At 66.1% G+C, this 25,297-nt stretch carries 22 protein-coding genes and 1 riboswitch; of the genes, 8 read left to right on the forward strand and 14 right to left on the reverse strand.

Annotation, left to right across the window (positions count from 1 at the left end):
* Window positions 1-10: 10 nt before the first annotated feature.
* A complete protein-coding gene (locus H7F16_RS17585; RefSeq protein ID WP_241741508.1) occupies window positions 11-964 on the reverse strand; it encodes an ABC transporter permease in 954 nt (317 codons plus the stop codon).
* A 96-nt stretch (window positions 965-1,060) separates the two neighbouring features.
* On the reverse strand, window positions 1,061-2,170 hold the full coding sequence (locus tag H7F16_RS17590) for a sugar ABC transporter substrate-binding protein (RefSeq protein ID WP_185798953.1): 1,110 nt from the start codon (window positions 2,168-2,170) through the stop codon (window positions 1,061-1,063).
* A 249-nt stretch (window positions 2,171-2,419) separates the two neighbouring features.
* Here H7F16_RS17590 and H7F16_RS17595 point away from each other — a divergent pair, with 249 nt between their 5' ends.
* Window positions 2,420-3,088: a TetR/AcrR family transcriptional regulator gene (locus tag H7F16_RS17595; protein ID WP_185798954.1), complete on the forward strand. Its 669-nt coding sequence runs from the start codon at window positions 2,420-2,422 to the stop codon at window positions 3,086-3,088.
* Window positions 3,089-3,090: 2 nt separating this feature from the next.
* On the opposite strand, the gene H7F16_RS17600 is transcribed toward H7F16_RS17595, so the two are convergent.
* From H7F16_RS17600 to H7F16_RS17620, 5 genes are all read right to left on the reverse strand, one after another.
* Entirely contained in the window at window positions 3,091-3,519 is a 429-nt protein-coding gene (locus tag H7F16_RS17600; RefSeq protein WP_185798955.1) for a GlcG/HbpS family heme-binding protein, read from the reverse strand.
* Window positions 3,516-4,517: an MDR/zinc-dependent alcohol dehydrogenase-like family protein gene (locus H7F16_RS17605; RefSeq protein ID WP_185798956.1), complete on the reverse strand. Its 1,002-nt coding sequence runs from the start codon at window positions 4,515-4,517 to the stop codon at window positions 3,516-3,518. The genes H7F16_RS17600 and H7F16_RS17605 overlap by 4 nt, the downstream gene beginning before the upstream one ends.
* 48 nt (window positions 4,518-4,565) lie before the next feature.
* The gene (locus H7F16_RS17610; RefSeq protein WP_185798957.1) at window positions 4,566-5,084 is read right to left on the reverse strand and encodes a VOC family protein; all 519 of its coding nucleotides are present in this window, start codon (window positions 5,082-5,084) and stop codon (window positions 4,566-4,568) included.
* 19 nt (window positions 5,085-5,103) lie between these two features.
* On the reverse strand, window positions 5,104-6,741 hold the full coding sequence (locus H7F16_RS17615) for a GMC family oxidoreductase (RefSeq protein ID WP_185798958.1): 1,638 nt from the start codon (window positions 6,739-6,741) through the stop codon (window positions 5,104-5,106).
* Window positions 6,742-7,002: 261 nt separating this feature from the next.
* Entirely contained in the window at window positions 7,003-10,443 is a 3,441-nt protein-coding gene (locus H7F16_RS17620; RefSeq protein ID WP_338402025.1) for a class I SAM-dependent DNA methyltransferase, read from the reverse strand.
* Window positions 10,444-10,752: 309 nt separating this feature from the next.
* Window positions 10,753-10,847, forward strand: a riboswitch (TPP riboswitch).
* Window positions 10,848-10,896: 49 nt separating this feature from the next.
* Here H7F16_RS17620 and thiM point away from each other — a divergent pair.
* Genes thiM through H7F16_RS17650 form a run of 6 tightly spaced genes read left to right on the forward strand, consistent with a single transcriptional unit; the run spans window position 10,897 to window position 15,496 of the window.
* Window positions 10,897-11,685, forward strand: a complete 789-nt coding sequence (gene thiM / locus H7F16_RS17625; RefSeq protein ID WP_185798960.1) for a hydroxyethylthiazole kinase — start codon at window positions 10,897-10,899, stop codon at window positions 11,683-11,685.
* Window positions 11,682-12,287, forward strand: a complete 606-nt coding sequence (thiE, locus tag H7F16_RS17630) for a thiamine phosphate synthase (protein ID WP_185798961.1) — start codon at window positions 11,682-11,684, stop codon at window positions 12,285-12,287. Before thiM ends, thiE begins: the two co-directional genes overlap by 4 nt.
* On the forward strand, window positions 12,284-13,087 hold the full coding sequence (gene thiD / locus H7F16_RS17635; protein WP_185798962.1) for a bifunctional hydroxymethylpyrimidine kinase/phosphomethylpyrimidine kinase: 804 nt from the start codon (window positions 12,284-12,286) through the stop codon (window positions 13,085-13,087). Before thiE ends, thiD begins: the two co-directional genes overlap by 4 nt.
* A gap of 20 nt (window positions 13,088-13,107) precedes the next feature.
* Window positions 13,108-14,007, forward strand: coding sequence for an ABC transporter substrate-binding protein (locus tag H7F16_RS17640; protein WP_194308537.1), 900 nt, complete (start codon window positions 13,108-13,110; stop codon window positions 14,005-14,007).
* Window positions 14,004-14,690: an ABC transporter ATP-binding protein gene (locus H7F16_RS17645; protein WP_338402026.1), complete on the forward strand. Its 687-nt coding sequence runs from the start codon at window positions 14,004-14,006 to the stop codon at window positions 14,688-14,690. The genes H7F16_RS17640 and H7F16_RS17645 overlap by 4 nt, the downstream gene beginning before the upstream one ends.
* Window positions 14,690-15,496, forward strand: coding sequence for an ABC transporter permease (locus H7F16_RS17650; protein ID WP_185799068.1), 807 nt, complete (start codon window positions 14,690-14,692; stop codon window positions 15,494-15,496). Before H7F16_RS17645 ends, H7F16_RS17650 begins: the two co-directional genes overlap by 1 nt.
* Here the strand turns inward: H7F16_RS17650 and gph are convergent.
* From gph to H7F16_RS17685, 7 genes are all read right to left on the reverse strand, one after another.
* Window positions 15,400-16,077, reverse strand: coding sequence for a phosphoglycolate phosphatase (gene gph / locus H7F16_RS17655; protein ID WP_185798964.1), 678 nt, complete (start codon window positions 16,075-16,077; stop codon window positions 15,400-15,402). The two genes, H7F16_RS17650 and gph, sit on opposite strands and share 97 nt — an antisense overlap.
* Window positions 16,070-17,464, reverse strand: a complete 1,395-nt coding sequence (lpdA, locus tag H7F16_RS17660) for a dihydrolipoyl dehydrogenase (RefSeq protein ID WP_185798965.1) — start codon at window positions 17,462-17,464, stop codon at window positions 16,070-16,072. Before lpdA ends, gph begins: the two co-directional genes overlap by 8 nt.
* Entirely contained in the window at window positions 17,454-19,448 is a 1,995-nt protein-coding gene (gene tkt, locus H7F16_RS17665) for a transketolase (RefSeq protein ID WP_185798966.1), read from the reverse strand. Before tkt ends, lpdA begins: the two co-directional genes overlap by 11 nt.
* An 80-nt stretch (window positions 19,449-19,528) precedes the next feature.
* Window positions 19,529-20,833 (reverse strand): alpha/beta fold hydrolase, encoded by a 1,305-nt coding sequence (locus H7F16_RS17670; protein WP_185798967.1) that lies wholly within the window; start codon window positions 20,831-20,833, stop codon window positions 19,529-19,531.
* A gap of 16 nt (window positions 20,834-20,849) precedes the next feature.
* On the reverse strand, window positions 20,850-22,070 hold the full coding sequence (locus H7F16_RS17675) for a transaldolase family protein (RefSeq protein ID WP_185798968.1): 1,221 nt from the start codon (window positions 22,068-22,070) through the stop codon (window positions 20,850-20,852).
* A 10-nt stretch (window positions 22,071-22,080) separates the two neighbouring features.
* A complete protein-coding gene (locus tag H7F16_RS17680) occupies window positions 22,081-23,088 on the reverse strand; it encodes an alpha-ketoacid dehydrogenase subunit beta (protein WP_185798969.1) in 1,008 nt (335 codons plus the stop codon).
* 27 nt (window positions 23,089-23,115) lie between these two features.
* Window positions 23,116-24,057, reverse strand: a complete 942-nt coding sequence (locus H7F16_RS17685) for a thiamine pyrophosphate-dependent dehydrogenase E1 component subunit alpha (RefSeq protein ID WP_185798970.1) — start codon at window positions 24,055-24,057, stop codon at window positions 23,116-23,118.
* A gap of 336 nt (window positions 24,058-24,393) precedes the next feature.
* On the opposite strand from H7F16_RS17685, the gene H7F16_RS17690 reads away from it, so the two are divergent.
* Complete coding sequence (locus H7F16_RS17690) at window positions 24,394-25,296, forward strand: MurR/RpiR family transcriptional regulator (protein WP_185798971.1); 903 nt, start codon at window positions 24,394-24,396, stop codon at window positions 25,294-25,296.
* Window position 25,297: the final 1 nt, after the last annotated feature.

The raw sequence follows: 25,297 nt of genomic DNA on the forward strand, positions 1-25,297 counted from the left end.
GGCAGCGCCCTCACTTCACGAAGCTGATGGATCGGCGATCGGTCGACAGCACCACGGCAAGGATCACCAGCAGCCCCAGCATCCCGTCCTGCAGGAAATCGGGCAGGCCGATCACCACCATGCCGTTGTTGATGACATTCACGATCAGAACGCCGACCACCGTGTTCCATATGCCGCCGATACCACCCCAAAGTGCTACCCCCCCCACCACGACCGAGGTGATGGAGATGAACATGAAATTCGCGCCCGAGACGGATTCCGCCTGCCCCAGCTTGGCGACCTGAAGGATGCCGGCCACCGCATAGAACACACCCGCAAGCACAAAGCCCATGATGCGGACACGGCGGACATTCAGACCCGAGGCATGCGCCAGCTCCTCGCCCCCGCCGACAGCATAGAAATTGCGGCCAAGGGTGGTGTGCGACTGGATGAACCATGCCAGCAGGGCAAGCGCCGCGACAACGTAGATCATCAGCGGAAAGCCCGCGATCCGCCATGTCAGCAAGGCGCGGAAAGTGTCGTCGTCGATCTTCACGATGTCGCCACCCGTCACCAGCACGGCGGCACCGGTGCCGACGAAGCCGATGGCCAGACTTGCCATAAAGGACGGGATGCGCAGCCTGACATGGACAAGCCCGTTGACCAGCCCGATCAAGGCTCCAAGCAGCAGGATCAGCGGAATCGCCACCCAGGCCCCCGCCGCCAGCGTGCCGCCGGTGGCAAGAAAGGCAAAACAGAACAGAACCGCCGTCAGCCCGACCGTCCCCTCCATCGACAGGTCTATGGACCCCATCACGATGATGAAGGTTACGCCGATCGCGACCATCAGCGCAGGGGCCGCCGCAATGGCGATGCGGGCGAAATTGCGTTGCGACAGAAAGGCGGGATTGATCGCCGTGAACAGGATAACAAGGCCTATCAGCACCAGCATGGGTGCCCAGCGGATCGCGTTCTCGCGCGTCATCAATCGTTTCACCCTGTCCTCCCGTGGCGGTGCAACCCCTTGCGGCAAGGGGAAAAAAGGGCGGCCGGAAACCGGCCGCCCCGATGGCATTCAGACTTACTTGTAGACGATCTGGCCGTTCGACGGACCCCAGAAATCCTTCCAGTCATAGGTCGGGACGTTGTCGAGATACTTCGCCTTGAAGTCGGCGGCATCCTTGGCGGTGACAAGGATCGTCGGGCCATAGAACTCGCGGTGTTCGTTCGGCTCTTCCGACGGTTTGAAGGTGCCGATGGCCGCATGATAGGCCAGCGCCAGCGTGACGCCACCGCCCCAGTGCGGGTTGGTGAAGACAGTCGCCAGAAGCTGGCCGTCCATGACCATCTGCACCGCTTCGGGGTTGCCGTCATAGGCGACGATGGGCATGCCCTCGATGCCTTCGGCCTTCAGCGCCTCCATCACGCCATAGGCGATGTTGTCATTGGCGCAGTGGACGCCGGTGATCTTGTCGCCGTATTTCGTCAGGAAGCTGGCCATCAGCTCCGCGGCTTTGGTGGTGTCCCAATCGGCGGGCTGGGCGTCGAGCAGCTCGATATCCGGATAGTCCTTCAGCGCGTTCTTCAGGCCGTTCAGGCGCTCGATGGCCGGATTGTTGGCCGCGATCCCGCCCAGATGGACGACCCCGCCCTTGCCGCCCATCGCCTCGAACAGGATGCGGGCGGTTTCCTCGGCAGGCTTCTCGTCCGACCAGGTCATGTGGCTGACCCAGTTGTCGCCAAAGTCCCACGGATGGGCGTCGTCGGTCTTGTTCCAGATGGTCGAGACATAGCCACCGGCGGCCTGAACCGCTTCGGCCACGGGGCGGGCGTTCGGGCTGTCATTGGCGTCGCAGGCGATGGCGCAGGCGCCGTTGTTCTTGGCAAGGAAGGCTTTGATGTCGGCCAGCGACTTTTCGGACGACCCCTCGTTGATCAACGAGGTCATGTCCTCTTTCGTCTTTCCGATGGATTCCGTAAAGGCTTCGCCCCCCGAAACGATGGCGTTCCAATAGGCGCTCGCACGGTCACGGTAGGACCATGCCAAGGCCGGATCGGTCGCGGCGCGCGCCATGCCGGCGCCGAAAACGCCCGGCATCGCCGCCGTGGTCAGGCCCGCAGCCGAGGCGAACAGGAAGTTCCGGCGGCTGATGGTTTCGCGTTCGATGTAGTCCTTGATGAACGTGGACATTGGTTTTCCTCCCTGATTCCCACATCAACACCACTGTTCCGTGGCCGAGCTGGTAGCGATTGCACCCGCGCCCGAACCGATGGCGCACGATCTCGCTAATGCACTAACTGGTTACTTTTTAGCGACGCCTCAAGTCAAGCATTTTGTTTGGCCGTACGGGGCGAAGCATCTCGATTCCGCTTTGACGACATCGGCCCGGGCCGTGTAAGCAGGGTGCTAGCGCAAACGGCGGGACGGGCCTGACAGTTCATGGAACCAGTTGACGAGAAAACGACAGGATCTGCCGCCACGGGGCGCAAGCCGCGCACCCGCGACGCCGAGGCGACCAAGGCCCGCATCCTCGATGCCGCCAAGCGCGAATTCGCCAAGAACGGGCTTGGCGGCGCGCGCGTCGATGTGATCGCCGAAAAGGCCCGCGCCAACAAACGGATGATCTACCACTACTTCGAGTCGAAAGAGGGCCTCTTCCAGACCATCCTCGAAAACGCCTATGTCGACATCCGCACCGCCGAGCAGAAGCTGAACCTCGACCACCTCGCCCCGAAAGAGGCGCTGGAACGGCTGGTCCGCTTCACCTGGGACTACTACCTCAAAAACCCCGAGTTCATCACCCTGGTGAACAGCGAAAACCTGCACCGCGCCAAGCACCTCAAGAAATCCGAGGTGGTCAAGGTCTACAGCCGCAAGTTCGTGTCGATGGTGGCAACCATCCTTGACCGTGGCGTCGAAGCGGGCGTGTTCCGCGCCGGAATCGATCCGGTCCAGCTCAACATCACCATCGCGGCCATCGGCTACTATTACCTGACCAACCGCTTCACCGGCTCCATCGTGTTCGAGCGCGACCTGATGGCCAAGGACGCGCTGGAAGAGCGGCTCCGCTTCAACATCGACACGATCCTGCGCCTCGTCTCGGCCTGACCTCAGGGCTCCCAGCCCAGACCCGCCTCGGACAGGGCCGCCTGCGCGCAGGCGATATCCTCGAAATCCTTGGCTCCGGACACACCGATCCCGCCGATCACCTGCCCGTCATGCACCACAGGCAGCCCCCCGCCCCAGGTCAAAAGCCGCGCCCGCGTCGACAGGCCAAGGCTCAGCGACTGGCTCGACGCCATGCGCTCGGCAAAGGCTTGGGTCGATTTCCGCATGGTCGCGGCGGTAAAGGCCTTGTCTTGGGCAAAATCCAGAATGGGCGGCGTGGCCCCCTCCATCCGCGCGGCGGCCAGAACATGTCCCTGCGCGTCACAGACACAGACCGCAACCACAAGTCTTTCGGCCGCCGCCTGCGCAAGGGCCGCGTTCATCAGGCGCAAGGCACCTGCGGCGGAAAGGCTGGTCATATGCGCGATCATCTGCGGGCTCCTTCCCAGTCGATCAGGATGAAAGGTTCCTCGATCCCGCGCGACAGGATGCGCGCGTAAAGCGCCGCCGGATCGTCGGGCGCGGCATGATGCATCAATCCCTCCAGCGGCAACCTTCCCTCGGCCAGCCAGTCCATCGCCCGCGCGAAGCCGCCAAAGATGGAATGCGCGGCGTTGTTGTAGCCGTCGAGCAACTCTTCCCACGCAAAGTCCCTGCCATGCAGGGGAAGCTCCCATTCCCATCCCGACCGCAGGGTGACATGGTTGAAAAAGACGGCATGGGTCAGATCATGCGCCGAATGCTCCGTCAGCTTGCGCCACGGCACGCCGACCAGCACCACCTCGCCCGTCCGGCGGACGATGCGGCACCCGTCCAGCGCCGCCCCTTCATGGCCCGAACAGTCCACGACCAGCGCCACCTGCCCCTGACAGGCAGGATCGTCCAAGGGCATCGCCGCGCGGACATCGGCAATACCGCTTGCGGCAGCCTGCCCTCGGCGCAAGGCATCGGGGTCGACCAGCGTGACGCGATAGGCGGCGATGCGGAACAGATGCGCCGCCAGCAATCCGACCGGACCCGCACCGCAGATGACCACACGGTCACCGGCGCGCGCGCGCGTCGTCATCAGCGTCGTCATCGAAACGCCCGCCAGACGCGCTAGCACCGCCCGCTCCGGTGCCAGACCTTCGGGAACGGGCAAGCTATGTTGCGCCCGATGGGTCTGCGTGCCGCGATGGCAGCCCATCGCAAAGCGCCGCTCGCCCTTGCGCACGCCTTCGACCGCAGCCCCGACCTCCTCGACCTCGAACACCGCCGCATAGCCGGGGCGGATCGGGAAGCTGTCGCCATTGGCCCAGCCGATTTCCGTTCCCTGACTGACCAGCGTGCAAAGCGTGCGCCCGCGGATCTCGTCCGGCTGCAACTTGGCATCCTCATACGGCTCTAGGGCAAAGGTCTGGCGGGCGGGAATGATGATTTCAAAGGGCATCGCGGTCCGTGCTTTCGGGGATCGGGTGTCTTGGCGGGTGGTCGGGCGTCATCTGCCCGTAACGGGCGACCATTGCGCGGGCTGCCCGTTGCGTTCGGCCCCCAGCGGGCCGTCCATGCTGACGATTTCGAGAAACTGGCCCCAAGGCGTTTTCAGATAGCACCATGTCAGCCCCTCCATCGCTCCGGCATCGACATAGGTCGGCCCGTCCAGCACCTCGACCCCGGCCTTGCGCAGGCGGTCCGCCGCCGCGTTGCAATCCTCCACCTGAAAGGCCAGATGGAACCCGCCCGGCTGGCTGTTGCGCTTCGGCGCTTCATCCGCCCCGGCATCGCCTGAATACTGGAACAGCTCCAGATTGGTGCCGTTGCCGACGCGCAGCACCTTGATATCCTCGATCCGGCATTGCCCCGGCACGCCCAGCCTGCGGCGCATGAAGTCGTCATCGACATCGATCAGACCCGTGGAAAGGCATTCCACCGCCCCGAACATCGACCGGAAAAACTCCACCGCCTGCCCGAGGTCAGGCACGGTGAACCCGATATGCTGCATTCCGTAGACTTTCATCACAGCTCTCCAGACTGGTTCAGACAAACCCCCGCCCGCCCCTGCCCTGCGGGGGCATCGTGCGGATCTCGGGAAGCGGTGGCAGCCCGAGGATCATGTCGCTGGCCTTCTCGGCAATCATGATCGTCGGGGCGTTCGTGTTGCTGGACGGGATGCGCGGCATGACCGATGCGTCGCAGACCCGCAGCCCGTCGATCCCCCGTAGCCGCAGGTCGGGGGTCACGACCGCCATCTCGTCCTGCCCCATCCGGCAGGTGCCGACGGGGTGATGGTCGGTCTTGGCCATCCGGCAGGCATAGTCGAACAGCGCCGCACGGTCGCCCGGGCCGGGACCGGGAAGCACCTCGCGCCGAACGAAAGGCCGCAACTCCGGCTGGCGCAGGATCTCGCGCGCCATGTCCAGCCCCCGCAAGGACATGTCCAGATCATGCGGGTCCGACCAGTAATTCGGGTCGATCAGCGGTGCCGCCCGCGGATCGTCCGAACCCAGACGCACCGTCCCGCGCGACCGCGGCCGCAGATAGGCCGAATTGAGCGTGATGCCCCACCCGTCGATGGCGGCGATGCCCTTCTCGATCCCCGACCCCTGCCCGAGGTGGAATTGCGTATCGGGCCACTCGGCCGCAGGGTCCGCGTACCAGAACCCGCCCGTCTCGAACAACGAGGCCGCAACCGGACCCGAGCGGTAGAGCAGATACTGCACGCCGGCCATCAGCGTCCGGTCCAGCCGCTGGATGCCGTCATAGGAATGCGGCCCCGTGCATTCGGCCAGCACGCACAGATCGACATGGTCCTGCAAATTCTCGCCCACCCCGGCCAGATCATGCACGACCGGAATACCGGCCTTGCCCAAGTGCGCCGAAGGCCCGATCCCCGAAAGCTGCAAAAGACGCGGCGACCCTATGGCCCCTGCGGCCAGAATGACCTCGCATCTGGCATGCAGCACCGAACCGTCCACCATCTCGACCCCGACAGCCCGCCCCGCGCGGATCAGGATGCGCCGCACCTGCCCGCCCGTTCTGACCCTCAGGTTGGGCCGTGCCTCGGCAGGGCGCAGATAGGCCACCGCCGCCGAGGACCGCCGCGCCGCGCGCTGCGTCAGCTGGTAAAAGCCGACACCGGCCTGCGCCGCGCCGTTGAAATCGGGGTTGTAGGGCATGCCCCAGCCCTGCCCCGCCCGCACGAAGGCATCGCAGACCGGCAGCGTCGCCCGTGGCATCGACACGCCAAGCGGGCCATCCGTCCCGTGGAACGCATCCGCAAAGCGCTCGTTTCCTTCGGCGCGGCGGAAATAGGGCAGCACCTCGGAATAGGACCAGCCTTCGCATCCGCATTCCGCAGCCCAGCCGTCATAATCGCCCCGGTTGCCGCGCGTGTAGATCTGGGCATTGATGCTTGACCCGCCGCCAATGACCCGCGCCTGCGTGTACCACAGCACGCGGTCCTGCATGTGCCGCTGCGGCACCGTGGACCACCCCCAGCTTGCAATCCCCTTGGTCATCCGCGCGAAACCGGCAGGCCAGTGGAACAGGACCGACCTGTCCTGCCCCCCCGCCTCGAGCAGCAGCACCTGCGCCTCTCCGCCCGCGCTCAGCCGCGCGGCAAGCACGCATCCGGCCGAGCCGCCTCCGACGATGATGTAATCTGCCGCGTCCATTCGGTCCAAGTATGTAACCAGATCGTTACTTGTGACGCTGGATCACCAAAGCCCCCAAGTCAAGCGATCTTTGCCGAAGCGCCGCGCCGGAAGGGTCCGCATGGCCCGCGCCGAACCCTTGGCGAAAAAACGGGGCCGCCGCGTCTTGCGCGGTTGCCTCACGTGCTTTCGCCGCCTTTCGGGCGCTTTCCGGTCAGGGCCGCCCTGCGGACAGGTGCAAGACAGGGGCCGCCCCCCTTGCCCGCCGCCGCAAGGCCCGGCTCAGGCGGCGAAGCGGCCGCCCTCGACGATCCGGGCCTGTCCAAGGGCGCTCAGGCTTTCGAGCAGCGGTTGCACCGATCCGGCACGGGCGCGGAGGAACTGGCGGGCCACCTGTTCGGGGGTCGCGGTGCCAAGGTCGGACAGCGTGGCACGGACGGCGGCGATCTGTTCGGGCAGGGTCTTGGGCCAGGGCGCCTTTGCCGTGCTTTCGGCGGGGCCGATGTCCAGCGCGGTCTGCTGGCCGGTCGCCACGGCGGCGCGTCCGGCGGGGTTCTGGTAGTCGGGGCGAAGCCAGCGGACCATCCCCTGCGCCTCTTCCGCCGCACGGGCGCGGTTCAGCGCGACAAGGCGGATCAGGATATCCTCGTCGGTCAGGTCGGCGGGCCAGCCATAGGCGGCGGCGACGGCGGCATCGATGCGGTCGTGAATGTCCTTCAACAGGCCGATCAGGCCCTGATCATAGACCTCGCGATCCTTGCCTTCGATCCGTTCCCCCGCGCGCAGCTTTTCCAGCACGTTGTACATGGCAGTCAGGGTCAGCTTCGGATGGGCCTTCTGCCGCTCCTTGCGATGCGCGTCGAGTTCCTCGCCCAAGGCGCGAAGGGCAGCCCTCTGCGCCTCGGTCGGGTCGGGGAAGGGGAAGGGGTCGAAGCAGCGAGATTTGTTGTAGCGGGGTCGATCTTCGAGGGTGCCGCCTGCTGTCAGCGCCCAAGCGACGTGGAAGCGGCTGGACAGCACCGACAGGATCCAAGCCTCTGGACTCGCAATTGCGACCAGCATGTTGTCTGGCAAGGTCCCCTCCGGGAGGAACTGGAAGATACGATGTTTCGCTGTCTCGACGGTGACAATGTATCTGCCGATTTCGTCCAGCGCGGGCCTAAATGGGCCAAGCGGTTCGCCGAAGAGCCACCATCTCCGTTTCCGACTTTCGCGGTTGTTACTCTGCCTTTCCGGCCAGACGGTATCTTTTAAATGCTGGAAAACTGTAGGCACACGCGACTGGACTTGGCCTTCCGAGTAGCCCCAAAGGTCAATTACCATCACCTTCCGTGAGATTCCCAGCAAGTCACGGCCGTTGCAGTAGTCTTTGATTACCCGCGCTACCTCTTGGTTCGACGCGAGTCCAAGCGCCTTGGCTCGCTCCCGCGTCACGATAAATCCTGCTCCGAAGAGCATGACGCCTCTGGTCGATATCTTGTCATTCGCCCGCAGCGCCTTGGCGCCCGCCACATCCGCCCCCACCCGCAAATCCGCCTGAATCGTCCCCTGCGCCTCGGCCAGCGTCACGTCGCGGCCCTCGGCCCCTTCCTCGGTCTTGGTCTCGGCCGTCACCGTCAGCAGGCGGCCCGTGATCCGGCCCTTTTCGGCCACGGTCATGGCAATGCGCACGGCCGCCCCCTCGCCCGCATCCACCCAAGGATGGTCGGGAATGGCGAAAACCAGCCCCAGCGGGGTTTTCGGGTCGTTCAGATGCGCATCAAGCACCTTGCGGTTGAAGGTCTGGCGCAGCGAATTCGTGGTGATCAGCCCGAAGCGGCGGCAGCCCCGCCCGTCCTTGTGGGCGCGGGCGGCAAGCGCCGCCTTCTCCCACCAGAACATCACGAAATCGGCGCTGTCCGGCACGCGGGGGTAGGCTTTGCGGATCGCCTCGGTATAGCCGTCGCCCAGCGCATCGCGCATCCGGCTTGCGCCGATGAAGGGCGGGTTGCCCACGATGAAATCCGCCTCGGGCCAGGCCGCGGGGCGGGGTTTGACGTAGTCCCACACCTGCACCCGCGCCTGCGGGTCCGGCACGGCCTCGCCCGTTACGGGGTGGGGAATGGTCGTGATCCCGTCCCAGCGCGTGACGGGCTGGCCATCCGCATCCAGTCGCGGGCGGCGGTCATCCCAGTCCAGCACGGCATCGCGGTTTTCGATATTGTGGAAATCCCTCAGCACCGGCTCGGCGGGGCTGGCGCTGCCGTGGGTGCGGAAATGCCATTGCAGATAGCCGATCCACAGCACGAGTTCCGCCACCGCAGCGGCCCAGGGGTTGACCTCGATCCCCAGAAACTGGTGCGGATCGACCGTATGGCCCGCCAGTTGCAGCGCGGTCTGCTCCTCGCCCAGCTCGGCCAGAAGCGCCGTCACCTCGCCCTCAAGCCGCTTCATCAGCTCAAGCGCGACATAAAGGAAATTTCCGCTGCCGCAGGCGGGGTCAAGCACGTGGATTTCGCACAGGCGGCGGTGGAAGGCATGGACGATGTCGCGCGCGCCATCGACCTGCCCCTGCCCCGCAAGGATCAGCGCCGAGGCCTGCACGTTCAGCCATTCCTGCCGCAAGGGCTGGATCACCGTCGGGTTCACCAGCCGTTCGACATAGGCGCGGGGGGTGTAATGCGCCCCCAGCTTGTGCCGCTGCCGCGCGTCAAGCGCCCGCTCCAGAAGCGTGCCGAAAATGGCAGGCTCCACCTCGCGCCAGTCGCGCGCGGCGGCATCGATCAGCAGCGAAAGCTGCACCTCGTTCAGGGGCAGCGCCTCGGCCTCCTTGAACAGCCCCCCGTTGAACCGCTTGAGGTCCGTCATCAGCACGGGCGAGAAGCCGCCCGAATTCATCGTCTGCCACAGCGCCGTCAAGGCCGGTGCCGCATGTTCGGGATGGCCGCGCAACCGTTTGAGCAGGTCCGAGAAGCTGGACGCGGGGATCAGCTCGACATCCTCGGCGAACATGGTGAACAGGCAGCGCATCAGGAAGCGCGCGACATCCTCGCCCTTGTGGCCCTGCCCTTCGAACGACTTGCCAAGCGCCGCCAGCCGGTCGGCCACCTCGCGCGTCACCTCGGCCGCGACCCGCGACGGATCAAGCGCCTGCGGATCGGTCCAGATCAGCCGCAACCTCTCGCGCACCGCCTCGGTCCGCAGGTCCTCGAGCGCGATACGATAGCGCTTTCCGTCGGGAAACTGCGTGTAGCCCTGCCCCTGCCCCGAGAAATCGGCATAGACCTCGATCACATGGCCCACATCGACGACCAGCAGAAAGGGCGGCCAGCCATCGGCACGCGACACGGCACGGGCATAGCCATCGGCCTGATTGCGGGCGCGCAGCATCGTGTCGTCCCACCGCCTCGTGCCGCGCGCGCCATGCCCCTTGCGCAGGGGTCCGGGCAGATCGGGCAGCAGGCCGGGCTGGGCCTCGTCAGGCAGGGCGGCGGCGCCCGTGCCCTGCTTGGCCTCCATCACGAAATGGCCGGCACGGTAAAGGTCGATGAACCCGCGCGATTGCGCGCCGGTATGGATGAAGGTGACGGGATGCTCGAAGCAGTAGGAATTGGCGCGCGTCGCCTCGGTCGCGGGTGCGGGTTTGGGCAGGCCCAGCACGTCGCACAATTCATTCGCGAAGGTCTGGAAATTGGCCCGCTCGCTCCCGCCCGACGCCTTCCAGCGCGTAATGAACTCTTCCACAAGCAACTCGATACCGCACGCACAAATACAACCAACGCGAGCATTGCACGGCTTCAGGGCCAAGGGAAAGCCCCCAGATCACAAAGCCCCGCCCGCAGCCGGCGCAAAAGCCGAACGCAGCACCCGGATTTCAGGATCTTGCGGGCGAAGAACGGGGGGGATCAGGGTCGGCTGCCCCCCTCTCGCCCCTGACGCCGGCCTCTGGCTGCCAGACCTTTTCCGCCCCGCTTCCCCCCGCCCGCCGCAACGGGTGGCCCGTCACGCCAAGCCATTTCGCACTGGAAGCCGGTCAGCCCTTGTTCTAGACAGGCCCCGTGACAGGGGCGTCCGCGCATGCGGGCTGAGAAGCACCCTTTGAACCTGAACCAGATAATGCTGGCGGAGGAAGTCGCGTGTGCCACCCGAATCCGGCTGGCATCCCGTCATTCCAACGCCCCTGAACCGGAGAATGGAATGACCGATTGGGGCCAGAACCTTGCAACGATGCGGCGCAACGCGCCCTTGGTGCAGAACATCACGAATTACGTGGCGATGAACGTCATGGCGAATGTCATGCTGGCCGCAGGCGCCTCGCCCGCGATGGTGCATGCCGAGGAAGAGGTGGCCGAATTCGCAGGCTTCACCCCCGCGTTGACCATCAACATCGGCACGCTGAGCGGGGCTTGGGTCCGCTCGATGCTGCTCGCCGCAAAGACCGCCAGCGCGCGCGGCACCCCTTGGGTGCTCGACCCCGTCGCCGCAGGGGCGACGACCTTCCGGCGCGAGACGGCGGCGGCGCTCGTCGCGCTGAAACCCACGGTGATCCGGGGCAATGCGTCCGAAATCCTCGCCCTCTCCGGTGCTGGCGCTGCGGGCAAGGGCGTTGACGCCGCAGATGCCGTCGGGCAGGCCGAGGCGGGCGCGCGCACCCTTGCCCGCGCCACGGGATCGGTCGTCGCCGTCACGGGCGCGGTCGATTTCGTCACCGATGGCACACGCGCTTTCCACATCGCCAACGGCCACGCCACCATGCCGCTTGTGACCGCGCTTGGCTGTTCGCTGACAGGAATCGTCGGGGCCTTCCTCGTCGGCCAACCGCCGCTCGAAGCGACAGTTGCGGCGCTGGCCTATTACGGGCTTGCCGGCGAATGCGCCGCTGCCACGGCCAAGGGTCCGGGCAGCTTTGCCACGGCCTTCGTCGATGCCTTGGCGAACCTGACCCCTGCCGAGGTGTCGGCCCGGGCCAGGGTCACGCAAGCATGAACCTTTCGGTATATTTCGTCACCCCCGACGGGGCAGAGGATGCGCTCGTCCTCGCCGCGCTCCGGGGCGGGGTGGGTATCGTGCAACTGCGCGACAAGAATGTGTCCGACGCCGAGATGACGGCGCAGGCCCTGCGCCTTCTGCCCCTTTGCCGCGCGGCGGGCGTGCCGCTCGTCATCAACGACCGCCTGTCCGTCGCCCTCGCCTCGGGGGCGGACGGGCTGCACATGGGACAAGGCGATGGCGATCCGGAAGCCGTCCGCGCGGCCTTGGGCGCTGGCAAGATCCTTGGCCTTTCCATCGAGACAGAAGCCCAGCTTGCCGCCATCCCGCCGGATTGCATCGACTATATCGGTGCAGGCCCGATCCGCGCCACGGCGACAAAGCCGGACGCTGCCGCCCCGTTCGGCTTCGACGGGTTGGCCCGCATTGCCGCGCAGTCGCCCGTGCCGACCGTCGCCATCGGCGGCATCGGGCAGGGGGATGTCGCAGCGCTTAAGGCCGCAGGCTGCGCAGGACTGGCCATCGTCTCGGCGATCAGCGCAGCCGCCGACCCCGAAACCGCCACCCGCGCCCTTGTCACCGCATGGGGGCAGGCATGATCCCGAACATCCTGTCCATCGCAGGCTCCGACCCTTCGGGCGGCGCGGGGATACAGGCCGACCTCAAGGCCATCTCGGCCAATGGCGGCTATGGCATGGCGGTCATTACCGCGCTTACCGCGCAAAATACGCGCGGAGTGCGGGATGTGGAACTCGTCCGCCCCGCCTTCATCCGCGCCCAGATCGCGGCGATCCTTGACGATATCCGCGTCGATGCGGTCAAGATCGGCATGCTCGGCACGGCCGAGATCATCACCGCCGTGGTTGCCGAACTCGCCCGGCGCGGCCTGCCCGTCATCGTCGACCCCGTGATGGTCGCCAAGGGTGGCGACCGCCTGCTCGCCACCGAAGCGGTCGCCGCGATGCGCGAGACGCTGTTGCCCATAGCCACGGTCATCACCCCGAACCTGCCCGAAGCCGCCGACCTGCTGTCCCTGCCCGAAGCGCAAAACCCCGAAGAGATGGAGGCGCAGGCGGCGGCGCTGCTGTCGCTCGGCCCGCGCTCGGTCTTCCTCAAGGGCGGGCATCTGGCGGGCGCGGACAGCCCCGACCTCTTCCTCTCGGCCACCGCCAGAGACTGGTCCAGCGCCCCGCGCATCGCGACGCGGAACACGCACGGCACCGGTTGCACGCTCTCGGCAGCACTTGCCACCCACCTTGCGCTGACAGGCGACCCGCTTGCCGCCGCAAAAGCGGCCAAGGCCTATACCCTCGGCGCAATCCGCGGGGCCGACCGCCTGACCGTGGGTCAGGGCCACGGCCCCACCGACCACTTCTTCGCGCAAAGGACCGCGCCGTGAAACGCTTGCTCATCTCCCTTATGTTTCTCGCCCTGCCCGCGCAGGCCGCCGACAGGTTCACCGTCATGCTCGACTGGTTCGTGAACCCCGACCACGCCCCGATCATCGTCGCAGAACGGCGCGGCTACTTCCGCGATGCGGGGCTCGAGGTCGATCTCATCCCCCCCGCCGACCCCTCTGACCCGCCAAAGATGGTGGCAGCGGGGCAGGTCGACCTTGCCTTGGGCTACCAGCCGCAGCTTTATCTGCAACATGCGGGCGGGCTTGCGGTGGTGCGGGTGGGCGCGCTTGTGAATGACCCGCTCTATTGCGTGATGGTCAAAGCCGACGGCCCCGCCACGCTGGCGGACCTTGCCGGCAAGCGCATCGGCTTTTCCGTCCCCGGCATCGAAGAAGCGATCTTGCACCAGATGCTGCGCTCAAACGGCGTCACGCCCGACGAAGTCGAACAGATCAACGTCAACTTCGCCCTGACCACCGCCCTCGCCTCAGGTCAGGTCGATGCCGTTTCGGGCGCCTTCCGCAATTTCGAACCGCACCAGATGGCGGGTCTGGGCGAAAAGGCCCGCTGCTTCCTGCCCGAAGAAAACGGCGTGCCGGACTATGACGAACTGGTCTACCTTGCCAATCCGCAACGGATGGACCGTGACCGCATCACCCGCTTCCTTGACGCCACAGCCCATGCCGCCCGCGACATCGCCGCCGATCCGGCGGGCACATGGGCCGATTTCAAGGCCTATGCGCCGGAACTCGACGATGCGCTGAACGCCGCCGCATGGTCCGACACCGTGCCGCATCTTGCGCAAGACCCTTTCGCGCTGGATCCCGCGCGCTATGCCGCCTTCGGGTCTTTCATGGCGCAAGCCGGACTGATCCCCGCCGCCCCTCCCGTGGGCGAGATCGCGGTCTCGCTGCGGTGACAGGCTGGTCGCTTTCAGGCAGGCTCGTCCTGCGTGGAGAGGTGCTGTTCGACGGCACCCTTTCCATAGGCCAAGGCTGGACCTGCCTGATGGGTGCATCGGGGGCGGGCAAGACGACCTTGTTGCGCACCCTGTCGGACCTGCCCACCGCTGCGGGCTTTTCCGGCTGTGTCACACGGCCCGACCGCATCGGCTGGATGGCACAGACCGATCTTTTGCAACCACATCTGACCGTTGCCGCCAATGTGGCGCTCATCGACCGTCTGGCCGGGCGCAGGGCCGATCCGGCCCGCATCCTGTCCCTGCTCGAAGCGACGGGCTTGGACGGTTTCGCCAACCGCCGCCCCGCCACGCTGTCGGGCGGCCAACGCCAAAGGGTGGCGCTGGCGCGGGCACTGATGCAGGCGGCCCCCGTGCTGGCGCTCGACGAACCTTTCTCGGCGCTCGACCCTGCGACGCGCGCGCGGATGCAGGAAACCGCGCGGCGGGCGCTTGCGGGATGCAGCGTCCTTATGGTCACGCATGATCCGGCCGAAGCGCTGCGGATCGCCGACCGCATCCTCATCCTGTCGGGCGGAAAAGTGACCGAATTCCCGCTGCCGGATGCCGCCCCCTTGCGCGATCTGACCGAAGCCGGAACCCTTGCCGCCCTCGGCCGCCTGAACCTTGCGGTGCAGCAATGATGCGCGTCCTGATGCCCTTGGCGCTGATGGTCGCGCTATGGCAGGCCGCTGTGCTTCTCTCGCAGTTGCCGCCCTTCATCCTGCCTGCTCCGGGCGCCGTTCTGGTCGAGGCATGGACAAGCCGCGCCCTTCTTGCCACGCATGGCCTCGTGACCCTGGCCGAGGTGCTGGCGGGCCTCGCCATCGGCACCGCCTTCGGGGCCGCCACCGCAATCGCCCTCCACCTCGCCCCGCCGCTGCGCCGGATCGCCGACCCGCTGCTGGCCGCTTCGCAGGCGCTGCCGGTCTTCGTCCTTGCCCCCGTTCTTACGATCTGGCTTGGCTACGGGATGGGACCGAAGATCGCCATGACGGTGCTTCTGGTCTTCTTTCCGGTGCTGAGCGGTCTCGTCGATGCGATGGATGCGGTGCCGGACGCGCATCTCGACCTTGCCCGCATCGCCCGGGCCTCGCGCCTTCGCACGGTGCTGCTGCTAGGCCTGCCCCATGCGGCGGGGGGCTTGCGGTCGGGGCTGCGGATCGCTGCGACCTATGCGCCGACGGGCGCGGTGATCGGGGAATGGATCGGCGCGTCAAAGGGTCTTGGCTATCTGATGCTCATGGCCAATGCGCGATCGAGGGCGGAGCTGATGTTCGCGGCCCTTGCGGTGATCGTGGCCTTCACCCTCGCCCTGCGCGGCGCGGTGGGGCTTTGGCCCGCGCCGGGGGGTCAAAGCCCCGAAAGCCGCCCGATCAGGGCGGGCACCTCGGCAAAGTCACGCGCCACGGCATCTGGACGCGCCGATTCCAGCGCCGCCCCGCCATAGCCCCATGTCACGCCGATCACGGGGATTCCGGCCGCCTTTGCCGCCGCCACATCGACGGCGCTGTCGCCCACCATCACGACGGCCGACTGCCCCAGCACACCGCCGGGAAGGCAGCGCAGCAAATGTTCGGGATCGGGTTTTGCCACGCCAAAGGTATCCGGCCCCGCCACCAGCGCGAAACCGGCCAGAAGATCGAGGTCCTCCATCAGCCCCCGCGCGCTCGCCTCAAGCTTGTTGGTGCAGACGACCATGCGCCACCCCGCCTGACGCAACGTCCGCAGCCCGTCGATCACACCGGGATAGGGGCGGCTGAAGCGCGACAGGTTCTTGGTGTAAAGCATCAGGAAGCGCTGCACCGCCTCGGCCTGCCCGTCTGGCTCCAGAACCTCGCCCCGCGCGGCCAACCCCTTGCGCACGAGTTCGGCCACGCCATGCCCGATCAGCCCGCGCACATCGTCAAGGCCAAGCGCCGCATGGCCCCGCTCGGCCAACAGCGCATCAAGCGCATCGGCAAGGTCCGGCGCGCTGTCCACCAGCGTTCCGTCAAGATCGAAGATCACCGTGCCGCGTTGTTCAGGCATGGATCGCCCCCTCGCGCGCCGCCAGAACCGCCTCGTGCATCGCCTCGGACAGGGTCGGATGCGGAAAGACCACATGCGCCAGCTGTTCCGAAGTTGCGCCAAGCGACACTGCAATCGTCAGCCCGTGGATCAATTCGCTCGCTTCGGCCCCGATCACCTGCGCGCCGACGATCCGGTCGGTCGCCGCATCGAACAGGCATTTCACCAGCCCGTCCGGTTCGCCCATGACCAGCGCCTTGCCATTGCCGCGCAGGCTGAACCGCCCCACGCGCAGGGCCACGCCCCGCTCTGCCGCCGCAGCCTCTGTCAAACCGACCGAGGCGACCTGCGGGCTGGCATAGATGCAAGCGGGGATCGGCCCCTTGGCATGCGGAACACGGCCCGAGATGGCTTCGACGCAGGCGATCCCCTCATGCTCGGCCTTGTGTGCCAGCATGGGCGGCCCCGCCACATCGCCAATGGCGTAAAGGCCGGGCAAGCTGGTGCGCCCTGCCATGTCTGTCTCGACCGCGCCGTGCCGGAACACAACGCCAAGCGCCTCGAGACCAAGCCCCGAAACGTTCGGCACCACCCCCCCCGCGCTGAGGAGCCGGTCGGCCACAAGGACCATGCCGTTGGAGAGATGTGCGGTGAGGCTGTCCGCCGCGCGATCCAGCCGCGAAACGGAAACACCCGTATGGATTGCTATGCCCCGCTTTTGCAGGGCCTTGGCCATAAGGCCGGAAATCTCGGCATCCTCGGCAGGCAGGATGCGGTCGGCCAGTTCGACCAGCGTGACCTTGGCCCCCATCGCGGCGTAGATCGAGGCGAATTCCACCCCGATGGCCCCCGACCCGACGATGACGAGCGAGGCCGGAACCCGGTCGGGCCGCAAGGCCTCCATATAGGTCCAGACAAGCCGGCCGTCAGGCTCGAGCCCCGGCAGCACGCGCGGCGACGCCCCAGTGGCAAGGATGATATGCGGCGCGGAATAGCGGCCCGCTTCCAGCGCCCCGCGCGGTGCGGCAACGGCGCTTTGTGTCACCTCCACCTGCCCCGGCGCGGTGATGCGGGCCGCACCCCAGATCAGGTCCACCCCGTTCTTCTTCAACAGAAAGGCCACACCGGCCGACAATTGCCCGCTCACCTCGCCCGCCCGCGCGATCAGCCGCGTGGGGTCGATGGCCGGCGACAGCGGGTGCAGGCCGAAGCGATCCGCATGGTTTGCCTGATGCAAAAGGTCCGTGCCCTTCAGCATGGCCTTGGTCGGAATGCAGCCCCAGTTCAGGCAGATTCCCCCCAGATGGGCGCGTTCCACCAGCCCCACGCGCAACCCCAGTTGCCGCGCGCGGATCGCTGCGACATATCCCCCCGGCCCCGCGCCGATGATCAGCACATCATGCGTCATGGCCCAGCCTTTCGACCGCCAGCGCCACAACCGCATCCGCCGTGATGCCGAAGTGACGGTACAGCACCTCCGCCGGTGCCGATGCGCCAAAGCCCGTCATGCCGACAAAGCCGCCCTCGGCCCCGATCACCTCGTCCCAGCCGAAACGCAGCGCGGCCTCGATGCCGATGCGCAAACCGTTCCCCAGCACGGCGGCGCGGTACTCCGGCCTCTGCGACCGGAACAGTTCGAACGAGGGCAACGACACCACAGCAGCCCCGATTCCCCGCGCCTCGAGCGCCGCGCGCGCCTCGACCGCCAGCGAAACCTCGGACCCCGTGGCGACAAGCGTGACCTCGCGCGGACCGCATCCGGCCTCGGCAAGCACGTAGCCACCGCGCGCCGCAGCATTTCCCGCACCGCCATCCTTGCGCAGCACCGGCAAATCCTGCCGCGACAGAACGATGGCCGTCGGCCCCGTCGCGCGGTCAAGCGCGATCTCCCAAGCCTCTGCCGCCTCTATCGCATCTGCGGGGCGCAGCGTCACCAGACCGGGCGTCGCGCGCAGCATTGCCAGCGTCTCGACCGGCTGGTGGGTCGGCCCATCCTCGCCCAGACCGATGGAGTCGTGGGTAAGCACATAGGTGACAGGCAGCCCCATCAAAGACGACAGCCGCAGCGCCGGATGCAGATAGTCGGCAAAGACGAGGAACGTCCCCGCATAGGGCCGATAGCCGCCATGCAACGCCATGCCGTTCATCACCGCAGCCATGCCATGCTCGCGCACGCCGTAATGGATGTAGCGGCCGGCGAAATCCTGCGGCGTGACAGGCAGGGTCGCCTTGGTCAGCGTGTTGACCGAACCCGTCAGGTCCGCCGACCCGCCGATCAGTTGCGGCACGATCGCCGTCAGAACCTCGAGCGCGGCACCGCTCGCCTTGCGCGTGGCCATCGCCTTGCCGCTGCCGGAAAGCCCCGCGCGATGCGCGGCCAGCGCCTCGCGCCAGCCCTCGGGCAAACCGCCCTGATGGTGCGCCAGAAACGCCCCGCGCTTGGCCGAGGCCGCCAGACGCGCCTCCCAGTCCAGCCGCGCCGCAGACCCCCGCGCCCCTGCGGCAGCCCAAGCCGACCGCACCGCTTCCGGCACTTCGAACGGCCCGTGCGCCCAGCCCAAAGCAGCCCGCGCCCCCGCGATCTCCTCTGCACCCAGCGGCGAGCCGTGGCATTTTGCCGTTCCCGCCTTGGCGGGGGCGCCCTTGCCGATGGTGGTCCGGCAGGCGATCATCACAGGACGGGTCGCCTGCTGTGCCAAGGCCATCGCCGAGGCGATGCTTTCGGCGTCATGTCCGTCACAGGCCAAGACCTGCCAACCCGACGCCTCGAACCGCTTGCGCTGGTCCTCCGAGGTCGCGGCTTCGGTCCCGCCGTCGATGGTGATGCCGTTGTCGTCCCACAGCACGACAAGCCGTGACAGGCGCAGGTGACCGGCCAGCGAAATCGCCTCCTGGCTGATCCCCTCCATCAGGCAACCGTCACCCGCGATGACCCATGTCCGGTGATCCACCACATCCGCACCGAACCTTGCGCGGTCCATCTCTTCCGCCAATGCCATCCCGACCGCCGTGGCGATCCCCTGACCCAGCGGCCCCGTCGTCGTCTCGATTCCCGCGCCATGCCCGTATTCGGGATGCCCCGCCGCAGGCGAACCCAACTGGCGGAAATCGCGCATCGTGCCGATCTCCCATCCCGGATAGCCCGTCAGATGCAGCAGCGCGTAAAGCAGCATCGACCCGTGGCCCGCCGACAGCACAAAGCGGTCACGGTCGGCCCAATCGGGACGGGCGGCGTCGAATTTCAGAAAGCGCGAGAACAGCACCGTTGCCACATCGGCCATACCCATCGGCATCCCCGGATGCCCCGATGCGGCGCGTTCGACCGCATCGGCGGCCAGAAAACGGATCGCATTCGCCATTTCGGCATGGCTCGCCTGCGGCAGATCGCGCATTGTCGGTCCTTCCCTGTTCGTCTTTTTTTTCCATTAACGACGCGCGCCACGCGGGAGCGGCGCGGCGCGCGTCATGCGCGTCACCCAGCCGAGCGGACGGTGCGCGCAATCAGGGTCTGCACCAGATCGGCGGCCTCGACCTGCGGCAGGTGGCCGACACGGTCCAGACGGTGCAGCGCAACATGGGCCGGCACCGCCGCCTCGATCTCGCGCAGCGGGACGATGGCATCGTCGCGCCCCGCGATCACGGTGCAGGGGCCACGATAGGCCCGCAGCGCCGCCGCCACATTGAAAAGCTGGGTCGAGCCTTCGAACACACCGCGCGCCACGCGGGCCTGCGCAGGCACAAGCCCCGCCTCGTCCCGCGCCGCGAGCGTTGCACGGACCAGCACAGGCGCAAGGCTCGCCGGGTCGGACACCAGCCGCCGCATCCAGGCCTGAAGCGCCCCTTCGGATTTGGCCGACAGGAAACCGTCGACGAAATCGCCATCCACCGAAGCCCCCAACCCCGCAGGCGAGATCAGCGTCAGCGACCGCACATCAAGGTCGCCCCGCTCGGTCAGGGCCGCGGCAACCGCAGCACCCAGCGAATGGCCCACCAGATGCACCCCGCCATGCATTCCGCGCAAGGTGCGGCCCACGGCATCGACCAGCGCCGCGAAATCGGCCGCGACATGCCGTTGCGACGCGCCATGCCCCGGCAGGTCCAGCGCCATCATGGGCGAGCCAAGGCCGACCCGTGCCACCAGCGGCCGCCACGACGACAGGTCCGCTCCGAACCCGTGAAGGAAAACAACCGGTGTCCCCTGCCCTGACTGCAAGGTGCGCAGTTCCAGCGAACCCGCGGCAGGGGCCGAAGCGATCGCGCCTTCGACATCGCGCAGCACGACCGCACCCTTCGGCCCCGTCCCTGCGATCCGCTCTACGGACAGGTTATGGTCAAACGCCACCCGCCGCGCGATGGGAGAAGCCCGCCGCCCGCCTGCCACCGCAGCCACGGGTTCGGCCACACGCACAGGTTCGGCCACCACGGATGCCCCCACCGGCGCTGCCCCCACCGGCGCTGCCACGACCAAAGCCGGCACGGCCGCGGGTGCCGCGACCTGCGCCGCAGGCGCAGCCGTTGCCGTTGCCGCCACAACCTCGCCTTCAGACCCGACATGCATCAGGGGTTCCAGCACGGTCGCGACGTCGCCCACCTTCCACGGCAGCGAAATCACCACGCCTTCGGAAAAAGCCTCCACTTCGAAGCTGGCTTTCTCGCTTTCCACCACGGCGACCAGATCGCCCTTCTTCACCTTGTCACCAAGCTTCACATGCAGCTCGACGATCTTCGCCTCGGTCAGGTCTTGCCCGACCTGCGGCACCAGAATTGCCTCGGCCATTTGCCTTTTCCTTCCCTCAGGCTGCCTGCGACCTTGCGCTTTCCAGCGCACGGGCCACGAAATCCACCGTCCGCCGCGTCGCCGCGGCAAACTCGTTCGCCGTCGTCGCGAAAGCGCCGAAGCGGCTGAATTCGGCGGGGGTCATCCCGTCGAAATCATAGGCCTGCCGGAAATAGGGCAATTGCCGCAGCTTCTCGATCACCTCCGCGGGCGGCTCCTCGTCGATGGCCGAAGCCTCGAACGCGGGCAGCCGATCTTCGGCCTGCATCAGTTGCGCGATGTATCCCGGAGGACAGGTATAGACAAAATCCCCTCCCGCGATCTTCGAGATATGCCAGCTCGAGGCTTTGCCACCCTCGCCCTCGTCGCTCACCCGCATCGAGCATTGCAGCATCTTCGACGGATGGCCGATGCGCTTGCCGTGATGGTAGGCGCGTTTCAGAACCGCCATCTCGCCATGCAGGATTTCCTCGGGCGTCAGCGCGATGCCGCGCAATTCGGCCTGCACCTTCAGGTCGCCGACATTGCCCAGCCGTGCCGACATATGGGTGATGACCGACCGCCACCGCGACAGGTCCACCCCCCCGGCCTCGGCCCGTTCCAGACCACGGCTCACGGCATCCATGCAGGCCACATATTGCGGCACGGTGAACGAGGTCGTGTTGTTCGTGGAAATGCCCAGAGCGGTCAGTTCCTCGATCACGCGATACCCCTCCGCGCTGCCGGGGATCTTCACCATGACGTTGCGGCCCAGCGTCGCCAGTTGCAGCCCCTGCGCCAGCATCAGGTCGTAATCCGACACGAAGCGCGGATCGACCTGACCCGACAGATAGCCGTAACGTCCGTTCGATGCGTCATAGACCGGAAGGATCATCAGCGCGCTCTGGCGCACCACTTCAAGATAGGTCTTCCAGTATATGCCCTCGACATCATCCGCAGGGTTCTCTGCCGCGATGCGACGGATTTCCTGCATCCAGAAGTCGGGATCGTTCTGGATCGCCTGAAGCGAAAGGGGCGGATTGGTGGTGACACCGCCAAAACCCATGCGCCCTTCGGCTTCGATCGCCGCCGGAGAGAAAAGGCGCGTAAGCTGTGCCTCCCACTCGGCCTTCTTGGTGGCGGGTGCCGAAGCCAGCACCCCCTTTTTCCAGCTTTCATAGACAAGCGGAGAGCTGTCCCACCAGATTTCGCAATCCGGATTGGTCGCTGCCAGTTTTTCAAGCACATGCAGGGTCATGACCGCCCCCTCATTCCGCCGCAGCGGCAAGGGATTGCAGGTGCAGTACCCGCTTGACGGCGGCGACCACATCCTCCTTCTGCGGGACCGAGGCCTTTTCCAGCGTCAGGTTGAACGGCACCGGAATGTCCATGCCGGCCACGATCTCGACGGGGGCGTCCATCTCGTAGAAACATTCCTCCTGAATGATCGACGCGATGTCCGAGGCCACGCCGCCACGGCGGTTTGCTTCCTGCACGATCACGCAGCGGCGCGTTTTCAGCACCGATCTGATGATCATGTCGCGGTCCAGCGGCACCAGCGTCCGCGGGTCGATCACCTCGACGTTGATACCTTCGGCAGCCAGCGCCTCGGCGGCCTCGAGCGTGCGGGGGATCATGTTTGACCATGCGATCACGGTCACGTCCGACCCTTCGCGCTTGATATCACCGACGCCAAAGGGAACCACATGCTCGCCGTCCGGCACCGGCCCCTTGGTCATGTAAAGGTGCTTGTGTTCAAGGAACATCACCGGATCTTCCTGACGCAGCGCATATTTCAGCAAGCCCTTCGCATCGGCGGGGGTCGAGGGCATCACCACCCGCAGACCGGGAATATGGTAGAACAGCGCCTCCAGCGATTGCGAATGCTGCGCGGCCACGCCACCACCCGTGCCACCCTGCGTCCGCATGATGAAGGGCACGCGGCCATCGCCGCCCGTCATCAGACGGAACTTCGCGGCCTGGTTCACGATCATGTCCATGCCGAGCATGGCGAAATCGACGTAAAGGATTTCCACGATGGGCCGCGCGCCGGCGATTGCCGCGCCCACGCCCACGCCGATCATGCCGGCCTCGGCAATCGGCGTGTCGCGTACGCGCTTCGGCCCGTATTTCGCCAAAAGCCCCTCGGTCACCTTGTACGACCCGCCGCGCTCGGCGATGCCTTCCCCGATGATGAACACCGTCGGGTTGGCTGCCATTTCCTCGTCGATCGCTTCGCGCAGCGCCTCGCGGTACATCAGTTCGCGTGTTGCCATGATTTGTTCCTCCCTTTCCCCTGCGCCTCAGTAACCGACCGCGAATTCGCGGAAGGATTCGGGCGTGACCTCGGGGCTGTTCTTCGAGAATTCGACCGCATCGGCGAATTCGGCGGCGATTTCGGCCTCGATGGCGGCGATGTCCTCGTCGCTCACCCCGGCCATTTCCTTGAGCGCGGCGCGCGCGCGGTCGACCGGATCGCGGGCCTTGTAGTAAGCAAGCTCGTCCTCGGGCATGTATTTGCCCGGATCGTTCACATGGTGGCCCATGTGGCGATAGGTCTTGGCCTCGATCAGAACCGGCCCCTTGCCCGCGCGGCAGGTGGCGACAGCCTGTTCCATGACCGCATGGACCGCGAGCGGATCGTTCCCGTCGACCTGATGGCTTTCCACCCCGATTGCCAGACCGCGCTTGTAAAGATCGGTCTCGCGGGTGGATTCCTCGATCCGCGTCGACACGGCATACTGGTTGTTCTCGACGACAAGGATGTAATTCAGGTTCCAGATCGCGGCGAGGTTCAGGCTTTCGAGGAACGTCCCGTTGTTCGACGCCCCGTCGGTCGAGAAGGTCACAGTGACCGCATCCGAACCCTTGACCTGATTGGCCAGCGCCGCCCCCACGCCAAGCGGCGTGCCCGCCCCGACGATGCCGTTGGCGCCAAGGTTGCCCTTCGAGATGTCGGCGATGTGCATCGACCCGCCGTAGCCACGGCAATAACCGGTCTCTTTCTGCAACAGCTCGGCCACCATCTTGCGCACATCAGCCCCCCAGGCGATGCAATGCCCGTGGCCGCGATGTGTCGAGGCGATGTAATCCCCCTCGCTCAGCGCCGCACAGACGCCCGTCGCGATGCCTTCCTGACCGAGATAGGGGTGGAAATAGCCGCGGATCAGGCCCTGACGATACAGCTTGATCCCTTCCGATTCGAAGACGCGGATCTTGTAAGCTGTGCGGAAAAGTTTTTCCAAAAATTCGCGCGACGGCGCGTTCTGCAACGTGGCAGCGGCTCCCATACTTCCTCCCTTGCGCCGACAGATTCGGCTTAGACTGCTATTTCTTAGGGATTTTTGTAGCCACGCCCCAAAAGCTTGTCGAGAAAATTTTTTGCAAAACGTGGAAATTCCGGCCCAAATCTTGAAATCTTCTTTCAGAAATATGACGTATAAGTTCCAGAATTGTTATGAATCAATAACTTGATGGTCATGCGCCTGCGGCAACACCGTCAGATTCCCGCGATGATCTGTGAAAAATTCTTTCCGAATGGCAAAGCGCTCCCTATCTTCTCCGCAACAAGGAGTAGCGACATGCCTGATACCGTAGCCCCTCAGGCCGGGGGCGATCTCGTCCAGCGGATACAGGAGCGCTACACCTCGCTCCGAAAATCCGAGCGCATCGTCGCGGATTACCTGCGCGAACATGCCGGAACGCGACTCAGCCTTTCGATCACCGAGCTTGCCCAGACGCTCGGCCTCTCCGAGGCAACGATCAGCCGCGTCAGCCGTGCGCTCGGCTATTCCGGTTTTCCCGACCTGAAGCTCTCGCTCGCCGAAGGGGCGGTGACGCGCTCTTCATTCGCCAACATCCCGGCCGAGATCGATCAGACCGATACGTTGATCGGCACCTCGGCCAAACTGGCGAACCTTCTGTCCACCGCCATCCAGGGCACGCAGCGGATGCTCGATTCCGAACGCATCGACGCCTGCATCCGCGCCATCCGCGGCGCGCGCAAGGTCGTGCTGGTCGGTGTCGGCGGGGCCGCCGCCATCTGTGACGAGGCCGCGCACCTGTTCATGAAAGCCGGTCTCGACGCGATTTCCTGCAATGACCATTACACACAGGTGGTTCTGGCCGCGAACCTTGGCCCCGATTGCGTGATGATCGGCATTTCACACACCGGAACGACCCAAGGTATCGCCAGCGCCTTGCGACTTGCCCGCGAAAAGGGGGCGATCACTGTCGCCATGACCAGCGACCCCGCCTCGTCCGTCGCCCGCGCGGCAGAAACCACGCTGGTGACGTGGAGTTCGGCCACCCCTTCGGTCCCGCTTTACGGTGACTTTCTCGAAGGACGGATCAGCCAGATCTACCTTGTCGACCTTCTTTACATCGGGCTCCTGTTCGAAGAGGGCAGCGACCGTTCCGGCAACCTCAAGAACACAGCCTCGGCGCTGGAACGCTTCTACCAGCGGCTGGGCGGGGAACCCTGAC

Source organism: Paragemmobacter straminiformis, assembly GCF_014243445.1.
Classification (GTDB): Bacteria; Pseudomonadota; Alphaproteobacteria; order Rhodobacterales; family Rhodobacteraceae; genus Paragemmobacter; species Paragemmobacter straminiformis.